This is a genomic window from Cobetia sp. 1AS1 (assembly GCF_029846435.1).
GTDB classification, from domain to species: Bacteria; Pseudomonadota; Gammaproteobacteria; order Pseudomonadales; family Halomonadaceae; genus Cobetia; species Cobetia amphilecti.
Window position 1 is genome coordinate 491064 of record NZ_JARWKU010000001.1, and the last position, 14129, is coordinate 505192.

The following is a 14129-nucleotide window of genomic DNA, read 5'->3' on the forward strand; positions in this document are numbered from 1 at the left end:
ATATGAATCAGTAAGTTAGCGATAGTGTGGGGCAGAAAAACCGGAATTTCCCGTGCCTGGGCGGAAATTTCCCGTGGGGTTGGAGAAAGTGGATTTGGAATTTGTTGGCAATGTCTTACGTAGGCGTATGAATTTGATGCAGCTGGATATCAGTTGAGTCAGACAGTAGGCGTAAGCGTTGGCGAATGGCGCGGAAATTTCCGGCGTGGAGTTCGATTCGATAGAGCGAAGGGGGCGGCGAGGCGCGTTGGGGATCGAGTTTAGTGTCTCATTAATGCGATGCTGAGTGTCGCGTAATCGAGCTAACGGTTTCTTTCCGCGCTTGCCTCGACTCAGCTATTATTAGGCTTCTTGAAATTTCCTATATTCAGATATGCATTTCTCGCCAAGGCAGGACGCCATGGTGGAAGACCATGAGACGGAGCTCGCCCCAGCGGTAAGCGCCGTGCGGTAGCCGTGCTAAAAGTAGAAGGTCAGTTGATCTAGGGACTCATAAGCCAGCGGTTCGGTGGCTGACTACCGAAGAGCTGGACGAACTGCAGCGAGATATGAAAGATGCATCCGCTTGGGCGCGGGCTGAGTTGAAGCGGCGTAGGGAGAGGGGGCATTCATAAGGTGTAGCCCACCCTGCTTCTAACCTCCTGTGTTGGGTTCAAGGCCTTTCGCGTCGACCTTGTTGGGTGCGGAGCTCGCGAGAACCTGGTGGGGTCAGCCCGGAAGGAGCCCGTCGGCTCTCCTCTAGGTAGTGGAACCTGGCTGCATCGGTAAGCCGATGCCGTGTATGATTCCCTCAATTACTCATAATTTGCGTTACGTAGGGGAAGCATCGTGGATGCTGCACTCAGCAGCGAGCGATCGCAATGGACCTTCCTAGCTGTCAGCGAGAGCGCGGGTTGATAGAGGCCGGCGCATTGCAAGCTGCTCTGGAGTCTGGTGGAGGTTGTCGCCGCCGACTCAAGGGGGATTCCACCAATGCCGCCTCACTAGGATCGGAACTGATGTGGTTATCGGCAGATGGCTTCTTATTACAGCTATCGATGGTATCAGCACGGTGAACTCAATGCTTACGCCTGCGTAACTGAAACCTTCTTGAACACTGCGCTAACGCTGTCCTGGCACCTGGCTATGTCGACACGCATGGCAAGACAGCAGTAACTATTAAATAGCGAGAACAGCATGCAACAAAACCATCATCAAAACCTTGTCGGCTTCATCTGGAACATCGCGAACAAGCTGCGAGGCCCGTATCGGCCACCCCAGTACCGGCGGGTAATGCTGCCAATGATCGTCTTGCGTCGGTTTGACCTGGTATTGGCGGAAAACCAGAAAAAGGTACTGGCTGAGAAGGAACGCCTGGAAGCCCGCGGCATAACCGGCCCTGCACTGGAAAAGGCGCTATCCCGCATTGCCACCAGTGGCCGCAAACAGGAGTTGTTCAATACCAGTGGCTTCACCTTCGATAAGCTACTGGCCGATCCGCCCAACATTGCGGGCAACATGATTGCCTACATCCAAGGTTTCTCACCCCGCGCTCGGGACATATTCGATAAGTTCGATTTCGAAGCGGAAATTGCCAAGCTGGATGAGGCCAACCGCCTTTTCCTGATTCTCAAAGAGTTCTGTAGCAACGAGATTGACCTCTCGCCCAAAACCCTCGGCAACCTACAGATGGGCTATCTGTTTGAAGAGCTGGTCAGAAAGTTTAATGAACAGGCCAATGAAGAGGCTGGGGACCACTTTACTCCCCGCGAAGTCATCCGGTTGATGGTGCAGTTGTTGTTTACCGATGAGGAAGGCATCTTCGCTCCAGGCATTTACCGGAGCATCTATGATCCCACTGCCGGTACCGGTGGCATGCTCTCGGAAGCTGAAAAGTACATCTGTGGTGATGGTATCCATGAAGGGTTAAACCCGGATGCTCACATCGAGCTGTTTGGCCAGGAGTACAACCCAGAATCCTACGCTATCTGTTGCTCGGACCTACTGATCAAAGACGAACCCATCGATAATCTCATTTATGGGGACACGCTGGGCGTGAAAGACGCCAAGAACAAAAACAGCGGCTTCGTGCCATACGATGGCCACCAGGAAAAGAAGTTCCACTACATGCTCTCCAATCCACCTTTTGGTGTCGAGTGGAAGCCGGAAGAAGATTTCGTGCGAGAAGAATACTCCGCACAAGGGTTTTCAGGCCGTTTTGGTGCTGGGTTACCAAGTATTGATGATGGCTCGCTTCTATTCCTTCAACATATGATTTCCAAGATGCATAAGCCGCCGGTAATAGTAGACGGAATAAATGCTGGTGGAGATGGTTCTAAAATAGCAGTTGTTTTTAATGGCTCCCCTTTGTTCAGCGGAGACGCAAGCTCTCCTACATCTAAAGCTAGAGAGTCAAATATAAGACGTTGGATCATCGAAAATGATCTGCTCGATGCCATCGTGGCCCTGCCGGACCAGATGTTCTACAACACCGGCATCTACACCTACGTCTGGATTGTCAGTAACCGAAAGCCGGAACACCGCCGAGGCAAAGTGCAGCTGATCGACGGCACCCGCCATTACAAGAAGATGGACAAAAGCCTGGGTAACAAGCGAAATGAGTTGGCTGAGGAGCATATCCGCGAACTGGTTCGCCTCTACGCCGAACATCAGCATGAGGCGACCTCCGCAGCGCCGGTACATACCAAAGGATCATCAAGACCGACAGGAACCGAAACCCGTACCGTCAGCAAGATCTTTGATAACCACGAGTTTGGCTACCTGAAAATCACAGTGGAACGCCCTCTAAGGCTGAATTTCCAGGCCAGCCCACAGAGGGTTGCTCGCCTGGACGAGCAACGGGCGTTTGCCAACCTGGCTACCAGTAAAAAGCGTAAGGACCAAGCGGCCTATCAGGCGGAAATTGAGGCGGGTAAACAGACTCAGGCTGCCATAAAAGACCTGCTCGGAGGGCTGGATGGCAAAATCCTTTATCAGAACCGGGACGAATTCGAAGGCGTGTTGAATAAGGCTTTGAAGAAGGCGGACCTGAAGGTAGGTGCTCCGGTGAAGAAGGCGATACTGGCGGCGCTGTCAGAGCGAGACTCACAGGCCGACATTTGCCGTGACAAGAAGGGCAATCCAGAGCCGGATCCGGAGTTGCGTGATACCGAGAATGTGACTCTGCCCAACGATATCAGCCTGCCCTTACCGCTGAAATACGACAACGAAACCGGTCATGACAAGCTGCTTGCGTTGGTAAAGGACCATTGCGAGGCCTATCTGGCCGCTGAGGTGTTGCCGCATGTGCCCGACGCCTGGATTGACCATAGCAAAACCAAAGTGGGTTACGAGATTCCGCTGAATCGCCATTTCTATGTCTATGAGCCACCACGCCCACTTGAAGAGATCGCTGGTGAAATTAGCCAGTTGGAAAAGGAAATTATTGGTATGTTGGCGGAGGTGGTTTGATGAAAATATATCAGCTTCCTGATATTCCGATAGAGTGGGAAATAAAGCAGGTTCGTCATATTTTCGAAATTCATAACGGATCTACACCGAAAAGCGGTAATCCTGAGTTTTGGAACGGAGATATTGATTGGATTACTCCTGACGACTTGGGCAGTAATGCCGGTAAATTAATTACATCGAGTCGCAGGAAGATTACTCAATTAGGGTACAAAAGCTGCGGAGTTTCGTTAGCACCATCAGGGAGTATTGCGCTGTCAACGAGAGCTCCGATAGGGCATATAGCGATCACAAAAATGGCAGCTTGTGTAAACCAGGGTTGCCGGATTTTGGTGCCTAAGGAGGGCTTAAAAGAGTACTGGTATTATTCTTTGATCTCAGCAAGGGCTTTGCTTATTAGCCTTGGTCAAGGAACCACCTTCATGGAGCTTCCAAGGCAAAACTTAGCTTCGGTCGCGTTGCCAGTACCACCTTTCGATGAGCAAAAAGCCATCGTTCGTTTTCTTGACTACAAAACGGCTCAAATTGATGCACTGATCGCCAAAAAGCAGTTGCTATTAGACAAAATAGCCGAACAACGAGTAACCATAATAAACAAGGCTATAACTAAAGGGTTAGATTCTTCAGCAGCAATGAAAAGCTCAGGGACGCGGTGGTTAGGAGATATCCCTAAACATTGGACGCCAAAGAAAATAAAGTACATGACGAAAATTTCAAGAGGTAAATTTTCTCATCGTCCCAGAAATGATCCCAGATTTTATGGCGGAGATTACCCTTTCATTCAAACTGGTGACGTAGCAAATGCAAGAAAGTTCGTCTCTGGTTACTCTCAGACGTTAAATGACGATGGGCTTAGAGTTAGCAAGGAGTTTCCGGCAGGAACATTAGTTATGACCATCGCCGCAAATATTGGTGATATGGCTATCCTGAATTTTAAAGCATGCTTTCCCGACAGTATTGTTGGATTCGTGCCATATGATGACATAAGTCTCAATTACCTTTTCTATATGTTTATTGCAATGAGGCAACAACTATTAACTACAGCGGTTTTAAATACTCAGCTCAACTTGAACATAGAAAGAATTGCAGGCCAGATAGGTCCCTGTCCACCTGCCGAAGAGCAAATCAAGATAGCGGATTACTTGGATAACATCACTTCCAAAATGGAAGAGCAGGCGGATTACATTCATAAAGCGATTGATAAGCTTAAAGAGTACCGTTTAGCTTTAATAACGAACGCGGTCACCGGAAAAATCGATGTTCGGGACTTCTGCTCAACTACTATCAATGAGCAAAAGGAGGTTGCCCGTGGCTAATACGCCGTCCACCAATACCCATCATGAGAGCTTCGAAGGCATCCGCAGAGAGGATGAGCACGGCAACGAGTTCTGGTCCGCCAGGGAGCTGGCCCCCCTGCTGGAATACCCGCAGTGGCGGAATTTTGTCCCCGTCATTGATAAGGCCAAACATGCCTGTGAAAGATCTGGGAACGACGTTGCAGACCATTTTGCGGACGTGCGCAAAATGGTTGGTATCGGCTCTGGAGCGCAACGTGAGGTACCGGATGTACACCTGTCACGCTATGCCTGCTACCTGATCGTCCAGAACGGCGATCCCACGAAGCCGGTGATCGCCAATGGTCAGACCTACTTTGCTATCCAGACGCGCCGACAGGAGCTGGAGGACAGCGAGCAGTTCACATCTCTCTCCGAGGATGAGAAGCGCCTGGCAATCCGTAAGGAGCTTATTGCCCACAACAAATACCTGGCGGCGGCTGCCCAGGATGCAGGCGTAGAGTCTCCGCAGGATTACGCCATTTTTCAGGATCATGGCTATAGAGGTTTATATGGCGGCTTGGGAGCCAAGGGTATTCACGCTATAAAAGGCCTCAAGAAGAGCCACAAAATTCTGGACTACATGGGCAGCACGGAGCTTGCTGCCAACCTGTTCCGTGCGACACAGGCAGAAGAGAAGCTGCGCCGGGACAACATTCAGGGTAAGCGGCAAGCTAACCAGACCCATTTCGAGGTAGGCCAGAAAGTACGGCAAACCATTGGCGAACTGGGCGGCACCATGCCGGAAAACCTGCCCACGCCGGATAAAAGCGTCAAACAGGTAGAGAGCGCTCAGAAGAAGCTGGGAAAGCAGCAGAACGAGGATTCTGACCAAGAGTAGTCGCTGGAACCCAGCCAAGTTTTAAAAAGGAACATAGGTTATGCACAAAGAAATCGACTTTGAGAACGCCATAGAGCAGGCGCTGATCACCCAGGGTGGCTATCAGAAGGGAGATCCCACCAGTTTCGATGCTGAAACAGCCTTGTTCCCGGCGGATGTCGTGAGCTTTGTGCAGAAGACACAACCCAAGATCTGGGAGCGGTTGAACAACCTGGATGCGAGCAAAACCGAGAGTATGCTCCTGGATGCGCTCACCAAGGAACTGGCCGCTAAAGGGGCTCTGACGGTACTGCGCGAGGGATTTAAATGCGTCGGCAAGTCGGTGAAGCTGGCTTATTTTGCCCCCAATACCAGTATTGATACCGGCGCGGCTGCACGCTACGCCGCGAACAGGCTTACCGTGGTTCGCCAGGTACATACCAAGACGGGCGCAATTCCTGACATGGTGCTGGCTGTGAATGGTCTCCCAGTTGCCACATTGGAACTGAAAAATGCCATGTCGGCGACCGGGTGGACCGTTGAAAATGCCAAGTCCCAGTACCGCTTCGAACGAAACCCCAAAGACCCGCTGTTCGCCTTCAAGAATCGCTGCCTGGTGCATTTCACGGTAGATACCGAGCAAGCTTTTATGACGACCCACCTGGAGGGTAAGGATACCTTTTTCCTGCCTTTCAACCGGGGTTTTAATCACGGCGCTGGCAACCCGCCGATGGAAGGTGATGTTCGTACCGCCTACCTCTGGGAAGAGGTGCTGGAGCGGGACAGCCTGATGGATATCCTCGCCCGTTTTCTGCACCTTCAGGTAGAGGAGAAAACGGTCGTGACCGAAAAGGGAATCAAGCGCCACCGCAAGGAAACATTGATCTTCCCACGGTACCACCAGCTGGATGCCGTAAGGTCTCTGACCCAGCACGCAAAAGCCAAGGGCTCCGGCCATAACTATCTCGTACAGCACTCTGCGGGTTCCGGTAAATCCAACTCCATTGCCTGGTTGGCCCATCGTTTGTCCAGTCTGCACGATGCTAATAACGAGAAAGTATTCCATTCTGTGGTGGTGATTACTGACCGCCGGGTACTCGACCAGCAATTGCAGAACACCATCTTCCAGTTCGAGCACAAGTTGGGCGTCGTCCAGAAGATCGACGAGAATACTCAGCAACTGGCCAAGGCGTTGGCTGACGGCGTGCCGATCATCATCTCGACTATCCAGAAATTCCCCTTCATCAGTCAGGCCATCCGCACGCTGGAGCAGAAAGGCAAAGGCATTTCAATTTCGACGGAAGGCAAACGCTTTGCGGTGATTGTGGATGAGGCGCACAGCTCGCAGAGTGGCGAAACGGCTATGGAGCTGCGGAAGATCCTCAACAAGGATGGCATCGAGTCAGCTATTGCTGAGCAATTACTGGACATGGAGGACGAGAGCCTCAGCGAGGAGGTAAAGAAAGAACTCATCCGTGAGCAGCTCAAACGTGCCAAACAGCCAAATCTGAGCTTTTTTGCGTTCACCGCTACCCCCAAGTTCAAGACGATGGCCGTGTTCAACGAGCCGGGACGAAACGGAGAAGCTCCGTTCCATCACTACAGTATGCGGCAGGCCATTGAAGAGGGTTTTATCCATGACGTTTTGGCCCACTACACCTGCTACAAACGTTATTACAAGCTGATCCAGAAGGTGGAGGATGACCCTGAAGTGCCACGCCGCAAGGCAGCAAGGGCGCTGGCTCGTTTTGTCTCCTTCCATGACTATGAGATAGCGCAGAAGGTTGAGGTGATCGTTGAGCACTTCCGCACCCATACCCGCCACAAGATCGGTGGCCGGGCAAAGGCCATGGTAGTGACCAGCTCTCGTGAACATGCGGTGCGCTACAAGCTGGGCTTCGACAAGTACATCAAATCTAAAGGCTATACCGATGTGAAGTCCCTTGTAGCCTTCTCGGGAGAAATCGCTCTCAAGGAATATGCTGACAAGACATTTACCGAAGTCGGTATGAACGAGGGCATCAAGGAGTCTGAGCTACCGGATAAATTCAACACCGAGGAATATCAGGTGTTACTGGTCGCTGAAAAATACCAAACCGGCTTTGACCAGCCACTGCTTCATAGCATGTATGTGGATAAGAAGCTGTCAGGCATTCAGGCGGTGCAAACGCTGTCACGGCTTAACCGAACGGCCAGGGGCAAGACAGATACCTTTGTCCTGGACTTCGTGAATGAGCCGGATGAAATCTACAAGGCGTTCAAACCCTATTACGAGGTGACCACCAAGGAAGAGGATACCGACCCTCAGCAGCTCAATAACCTGGCCCACACCCTGTCCACCTGGCAGATTTTTACGGAGGGTGAGGTGAGCGCGTGGTGCGAGATCTGGTTCCGGAACCGACTGAACCCGACGGGCGGCGAACACAAGAAGCTGAACAGTCTGATTGACCTGGCTGTCGAGCGTTTCAAGAAATTGAGCGAGGAAGACCAAGCCCTGTTCAAGGGGCAATTGGTCAGCTTCCGTAACCTGTACGGCTTCGTTGCCCAGATTATTCCTTATCAGGACTCGGACCACGAGAAGCTGTACACCTATTCCCGCTTCCTGCTCACCAAGCTGCCTTACACCACCGATACGCGCACGGTGCAGGTTGATGACGAGGTAGAGCTGAAGTACTACCGACTTCAGAAAATCAGTGAAGGAGCCATCGACCTGAAAGTAGGCGAGCCGGAAGCCCTCTATGGTCCGACCGAGGTCGGTACCGGCCAGGCAGAGGAAGAGGTGCAGTTATCGACACTGGTCGACAAGCTCAATGAGCGATTTGGTACAGCGTTTACCCCGGCGGACCAGCTGTTCTTCGATCAGGTGAAGGAAACCGCCGTTGCCAACGAACAGCTACGGCAGGCCGTTATGGCCAACAGCCTGGAGAATTTCGAACCGGTATTTAACAAGCAGCTTGAGAACTTGTTTGTAGAGCGAATGGATGGCAACGAAGACATCTTCATACGCCTGATGAACGACGAGTCCTTCCGCAATATCGCTTCTGAGTACCTGATGCGGGCAGTGTATAACCAGGTCAAAACCAGCATTAAATCTCAGTAACAGAACAAAAAAGGGATAACGTCCGTTATGAAAGCTACAGAAGCCAAGTTGCTCGACTTCTTGAAGAAGTCGCCACAATTTGTCATTCCGATCTACCAGAGAACGTATTCCTGGTCTGAACAGCAATGTCGCCAACTGTGGGACGACATTATGCGAGCCGGTACCAACGATGGTATATCAGCACATTTCATTGGCTCGGTGGTTTACATCGAGAAGGGGCTTTATCAGGTGTCTAGTCAATCACCATTGCTGGTCATTGATGGGCAACAGCGACTGACTACCACCATGCTGATTCTTGAGGCGCTATCTCGACACCTTGGGGACACAGAACCTCTGGAGGGATTTTCGGCTAAGAAGCTGCGCAATTACTACCTTCTTAACCCGTTGGAAGATGGTGAGCGAGCTTACAAACTGCTATTAACCCAGACGGACAAAGAGAGCCTGCTGGCGTTGGTCACGCAGAAGCCGTTATCTGATGATGGTTCTCTTCGAATCCAGGAAAACTTCGAGTTCTTCAACAGCCAGATTGAGCGGCTTAACGGGGAGCTGGGAACCCTCTGCCGGGGCCTTTCAAAGCTCATCATCGTTGATATTGCGCTGAGCCGAGACCAGGATAATCCGCAACTTATTTTTGAGAGCATGAATTCCACAGGAAAAGCTCTGAGCCAAGCTGACCTAATCCGGAACTATGTGCTGATGGGACTGGAGCCGGAGCATCAAACTCGGCTCTATCGCGACCACTGGCGTCCGATGGAGGTGGAATTCGGGCAAGAAGGCTATGGCGTTTACTTTGACAGCTTTATGCGCCAGTACCTCACGGTTAAAACCGGGGAAATTCCACGGTTAGATGAGGTGTACGAGGCTTTCAAACAGCATTCACGTCGCGCCGAAGTGGCGGATGCTGGTGTCAATTCATTGGTTGCTGAAATACATGCTTTCGCCCGATATTTTTGTGCGATGGCGTTGGGTAAAGAGACTGATAAACAGCTCGGAATGGCATTTAAGGACCTGCGGGAACTCAAAGTCGACGTGGCATATCCGTTTCTGCTGGAGCTTTACCATGATTACCAACAGGGTAATCTGTCCCGAGATGACTTTCATAGCGCTATTCGGCTGATCGAGTCCTATGTGTTCCGTCGTGCGGTTTGTGCCATCCCCACAAACTCCCTGAACAAGACCTTTGCGACCTTTCAGAAATCATTGCAGAAGAAACGTTACCTGGAGAGCATCACGGCTCACCTGCTCAGTTTGAGGTCATACCGGCGTTTTCCGAATGATGAAGAGTTCAAACGGGAACTCGCTGTACGCGATCTCTACAACTTCCGCAGTCGGAGTTACTGGTTACGCCGCCTGGAGAATTTCGAACGCAAGGAACGAGTTCCGGTCGACGAATACACGATCGAACACATCATGCCGCAGAATGAGAATCTGTCTGCTAGATGGAAGGATGAGCTAGGTCCGGAATGGAAGCGTGTGCATGAAACCTGGCTGCATACGCTGGGTAACCTGACTCTTACGGGCTACAACTCAGAGTACAGTGACCGAGCCTTCATCGATAAACGCGATATGCAAGGCGGGTTCAAACAGAGCCCCCTACGGCTCAACGATGGCCTGGGAGCTGTAGAAGCATGGAATGAGGACTCAATTAAGGATCGGGCCGTAAAGCTGGCCCAGGAAGCGGTGCGGGTTTGGGCTGCGCCGATATTGCCGGACGAAATCCTCGATACCTACCGCAACGTGGCCGTCAAACCAGAAGCCTACAACCTTGAGGATCACCCTCAACTGGCAGACGGAAGCCCGATGCGCGCTCTATTTGAGCAGCTGAGAAAGGAAGTTCTGGCGCTCGACCCAAGTGTCACTGAAGAGGTCCTCAAGCTTTATATTGCATTCAAAGCCGAGACGAACTTTGTCGATGTGGTTCCGCAAAAGCGCCGACTCCGACTGTCTTTGAACATGGCATTCCACGTGTTAAATGATCCCAAAGGAGTTGCGGTCGATGTAACAAACTTAGGTCGCTGGGGCAACGGGGATGTAGAGATTGGTCTAAGCAATGCCTTTGAATTGCCGTATATTATGGGATTGATTCGTCAATCCTTTGAACAGCAAATGGGTATTGATGGCGACTAGGTACTGACGATCGCTGTATGTCTTTTCGGATGGCGTGCGTGGTCTTGGCGCGTTTGTGAAGTACTTAAGCCATGGGTCCTCCTCCGATAACGGTTGATACCTTAGACCACTACACCCTGGGACTAAACACCTAGTACACCACCGGTACACACACCAGCTTCGTGCGCAATCCTCAACTTTCGCTAACCTACTGATTCCAAAGAACTGTACTTTTCGCTTGATTACGGTTGCTTTTCTTTTTTGCCAGTAACTTATTGTTTTAAAAGCCAGCTCATAATCCCCTAGCCTGATCCTAAAAAGTTTCGGGCGACGAGTATCCTCCAGTCTTATTCTCCCCCAGCCAAGCCCCCGTACTTCCCCTTGAAATACAGCAGTGGCCGCGCCGTCCCCGCAACATCCAGATTCAGTCCTTTCACTTCCCCTATCACGATCAGGTGGTCACCTGCGGGGTGCTCTGCGTGAATCTTGCAGTCGAGCCAGTGCAGGCTGTCATTGATCACCGGGTTGCCGAGGGGGGAGAGCTGCCAGTCGATGCCTTGCCATTTGTCCGCGCCACGCATGGCGAACTGGTTGGAGACGTGGCTCTGCTCGCTGGAGAGGATGTTGACGGCGAAGCGTTCTGCCTGGCGGATCTTCGGGTAGCTGAAGGAGCTTGCCTTGACGCTGAAGGAGACCAGCGGCGGGTTCATCGAGACGCTGTAGAACGACTGGCATGTGAAGCCGATCGGCTCGTCGTCGACCTGGGTAGTGATGATCGTGATGCCGGAGGCGAAGTGGCCGAGGGCTTCACGGAAACTGGCGGGGTCGATGGTGGGGGCTGGAGTAGTGTTTGAGAGCGACATGGCAGGTCCTGCAAGATTGGGGAGGTGGTAATTGTCAGCCGTGGGGAGGGGCTGCAGCGATAGCGCGGGACTGGACGCTTGGGTGACAAGGGTAAGAGTGATGAAAAAATGGCCGTCGTGAATCCTTCACGATGGCCATTTTTGTTTGCGGCGGTATCAGCCGCTGCTGCTTTCACTCTCGAGCACTATCGTCGGGCCAACTCGGTTTGGAACTAGCTGGACGCTATCTGTCAGTGCTGTGTCCTGGCCCGCGCTCTGTCTCGGCCAAGCGATCAGCGCTGTGCTTCGAGTTCCTTGCGCACAATGGCGGCGCCGGCGCTGAGTGCCTGCAGCTTGCCGCGGGCGACTTCACGAGAGAGCGGTGCCATGCCGCAATTGGTGCAGGGGTAGAGCTTGTCGGCATCCACGAACTGCAGCGCCTTGCGCAGGGTCTCGGCGACTTCTTCCGGCGTCTCGATGGTGTTGTTGGCGACATCGATGGCACCAACCATGACCTTCTTGCCACGGATCAGCTCGATCAGCTCCATCGGCACGTGGGAGTTGTGGCATTCCAGCGAGACGATATCGATGTTGGATTGCTGAAGCTTCGGGAAGGCTTCTTCGTACTGACGCCATTCGGAGCCTAGGGTGTTCTTCCAGTCGGTGTTGGCCTTGATGCCGTAGCCGTAACAGATGTGGATGGCGGTCTCGCACTTGAGGCCTTCGATCGCACGCTCCAGCGTGGCGATACCCCATTCGTTCACTTCATCGAAGAACACGTTGAAGGCCGGTTCATCGAACTGGATGATGTCGACGCCTGCCGCTTCGAGTTCCTTGGCTTCCTCGTTGAGGATCTTGGCGAATTCCCATGCCAGCTTCTCGCGGCTCTTGTAGTGGCCATCGAAGAGGGTGTCGACCATGGTCATCGGTCCCGGAAGTGCCCACTTGATTGGTTGATCAGTCTGCGAGCGCAGGAACTTGGCATCTTCGACGAACACCGGCTTCTGGCGAGAGACTGGGCCGACCACGGACGGCACGCTGGCCTCGTAACGATCACGGATCTTGACGGTTTCGCGCTTCTCGAAATCCACGCCATTCAGATGCTCGATAAAGGTGGTGACGAAGTGCTGACGCGATTGCTCGCCATCGCTGACGATATCGATCCCGGCGTGCTGCTGCTCCTGCAGGGAGACGCGCAGGGCATCCTGCTTGCCCGCGATCAGTGCCTCACCTTCGAGCTTCCAGGGGGACCAGAGGACCTCCGGTTCGGCGAGCCAGGAAGGTTTCGGCAGGCTGCCAGCGGTGGAGGTCGGGAGTAATCTCGTCATGATGAATAACCTTGTCCTTGGAATGGTTCAGATGGCGGAAGTCGTTCGTCGATCAGCGCGCGCTGTTTGCGGATCAGTGAGCTGACCGATGATGGATTTATTGGTTGGCGGACCAGTTGGCGGACCACTGCTCGAGCAGGCTCTGGTAGGGCTTGATGAAGCTCTCTTCCACGAACTTGCCCTGCTCGATGGCGAGTTGGCTGCGCTCTTCGCGGTCGTACACAATGCGCGTCAGTGAATGGTCCTGCTGCTTCAGGCTCGCCTGATAGGATTTGCCGGCCACGGAATTGGCGTTGTAGACCTCGGGACGATAGATCTTCTGGAAGGTGTCCATGGTGCTGATGGTGCTGATCAGCTCCAGATTGCTGTAATCGTTGAGCAGGTCGCCGGTGTGGTAGAAGGCCAGCGGCGCAACGCTGCCCGGCGGCATGAAGTAGCGCACCTTCAGGCCCATCTTGCTGAAGTACGCATCGGTCAGGGAATCGTCGTCCTGGCGATATTCCACCCCGAGGATCGGGTGCACATTCTCGGTCTGCTGGTAGGTCTTGGTGGTCGAGACGCTGATGCAGATGATCGGCGGCTTCTTGAAGCATTCCTTGTAGGCAGCAGAACCCACGAAGGCCCGGAACAGATTGCCGTGCAGCTCGCCGAATTGCTCCGGCACGCTGAAGGAGTCCTTGCCCTTGTTGTGCTCCAGCAGGCGCACGCTGAAGTCATAATCGCGCACGTAGGACGAGAAGTTGTTGCCGGTCACGCCGTCGATGCGTTGATTCGTCTGGTGGTCGACGATGGTGGTCTGCAGGATCTCGATGATCGGCAGGGCGTTGTCGGAACGCGCGGCATCGAGATTCAGCTCGACGGAGATGATGTCCAGCTCGACGGAGTAACGGTCGCCCTTGGGGTTGTCCCAGTTGGCCAGCGCATTGAATCGGTTGTTGATCATGTTCAGCGTGCTGCGCAGGTTCTGCTGACGGCTCTCACCACGCGCCAGGTTGGCGAAGTTGGTGGTCAGGCGGGTGTTTTCCGCCGGAACGTAGTTCTCGTCAAAGCGCAGACTGTTGATGCTGAAACCGAATTCGTTGCTCATGGCGTTCACCCTGATCCTGAGAGAGAAAATTCACTGTGTCGTCGACATCTTCCCGTGATCTTTCA

At 52.9% G+C, this 14129-nt stretch carries 8 protein-coding genes; 5 read left to right on the plus strand and 3 right to left on the minus strand.

The features are described from left to right. Nucleotides 1–1176 precede the first annotated feature (1176 nt). Genes QD280_RS02165 through QD280_RS02185 form a run of 5 tightly spaced genes read left to right on the plus strand, consistent with a single transcriptional unit; the run spans nucleotide 1177 to nucleotide 10828 of the window. Nucleotides 1177–3450, plus strand: a complete 2274-nt coding sequence (locus tag QD280_RS02165) for a class I SAM-dependent DNA methyltransferase (protein ID WP_279838156.1) — start codon at nucleotides 1177–1179, stop codon at nucleotides 3448–3450. Beyond that, a complete protein-coding gene (locus tag QD280_RS02170) occupies nucleotides 3450–4763 on the plus strand; it encodes a restriction endonuclease subunit S (RefSeq protein WP_279838157.1) in 1314 nt (437 codons plus the stop codon). The genes QD280_RS02165 and QD280_RS02170 overlap by 1 nt, the downstream gene beginning before the upstream one ends. Continuing rightward, nucleotides 4756–5622: a DNA damage-inducible protein D gene (gene dinD, locus QD280_RS02175; protein ID WP_279838158.1), complete on the plus strand. Its 867-nt coding sequence runs from the start codon at nucleotides 4756–4758 to the stop codon at nucleotides 5620–5622. The genes QD280_RS02170 and dinD overlap by 8 nt, the downstream gene beginning before the upstream one ends. Before the next feature lie 40 nt (nucleotides 5623–5662). Then, nucleotides 5663–8701 (plus strand): type I restriction endonuclease, encoded by a 3039-nt coding sequence (locus QD280_RS02180; protein WP_279838159.1) that lies wholly within the window; start codon nucleotides 5663–5665, stop codon nucleotides 8699–8701. Nucleotides 8702–8728: 27 nt separating this feature from the next. Beyond that, nucleotides 8729–10828, plus strand: coding sequence for a DUF262 domain-containing protein (locus QD280_RS02185; RefSeq protein WP_279838160.1), 2100 nt, complete (start codon nucleotides 8729–8731; stop codon nucleotides 10826–10828). Between the two features lie 326 nt (nucleotides 10829–11154). Here the strand turns inward: QD280_RS02185 and QD280_RS02190 are convergent, their stop codons facing one another. The 3 genes from QD280_RS02190 to QD280_RS02200 all read right to left on the minus strand — a co-directional run bounded on the left by QD280_RS02190 (nucleotide 11155) and on the right by QD280_RS02200 (nucleotide 14064). Next, nucleotides 11155–11670, minus strand: coding sequence for a flavin reductase family protein (locus tag QD280_RS02190; protein ID WP_279838161.1), 516 nt, complete (start codon nucleotides 11668–11670; stop codon nucleotides 11155–11157). A gap of 272 nt (nucleotides 11671–11942) precedes the next feature. Continuing rightward, entirely contained in the window at nucleotides 11943–12977 is a 1035-nt protein-coding gene (locus QD280_RS02195; RefSeq protein ID WP_054555785.1) for a methionine synthase, read from the minus strand. Nucleotides 12978–13074: 97 nt separating this feature from the next. Continuing rightward, a complete protein-coding gene (locus QD280_RS02200) occupies nucleotides 13075–14064 on the minus strand; it encodes a DUF1852 domain-containing protein (RefSeq protein WP_279838162.1) in 990 nt (329 codons plus the stop codon). Nucleotides 14065–14129 lie beyond the last annotated feature (65 nt).

What these genes read in the sequence shown, in the direction of transcription:
- QD280_RS02165 (WP_279838156.1), top strand. Translation starts at nt 1,177, where the DNA reads ATGCAACAAAACCATCATCAAAACCTTGTCGGCTTCATCTGGAACATC.
- QD280_RS02170 (WP_279838157.1), top strand. Translation starts at nt 3,450, where the DNA reads ATGAAAATATATCAGCTTCCTGATATTCCGATAGAGTGGGAAATAAAG.
- QD280_RS02180 (WP_279838159.1), top strand. Translation starts at nt 5,663, where the DNA reads ATGCACAAAGAAATCGACTTTGAGAACGCCATAGAGCAGGCGCTGATC.
- QD280_RS02185 (WP_279838160.1), top strand. Translation starts at nt 8,729, where the DNA reads ATGAAAGCTACAGAAGCCAAGTTGCTCGACTTCTTGAAGAAGTCGCCA.
- QD280_RS02190 (WP_279838161.1), bottom strand. Translation starts at nt 11,670, where the DNA reads ATGTCGCTCTCAAACACTACTCCAGCCCCCACCATCGACCCCGCCAGT.
- QD280_RS02195 (WP_054555785.1), bottom strand. Translation starts at nt 12,977, where the DNA reads ATGACGAGATTACTCCCGACCTCCACCGCTGGCAGCCTGCCGAAACCT.
- QD280_RS02200 (WP_279838162.1), bottom strand. Translation starts at nt 14,064, where the DNA reads ATGAGCAACGAATTCGGTTTCAGCATCAACAGTCTGCGCTTTGACGAG.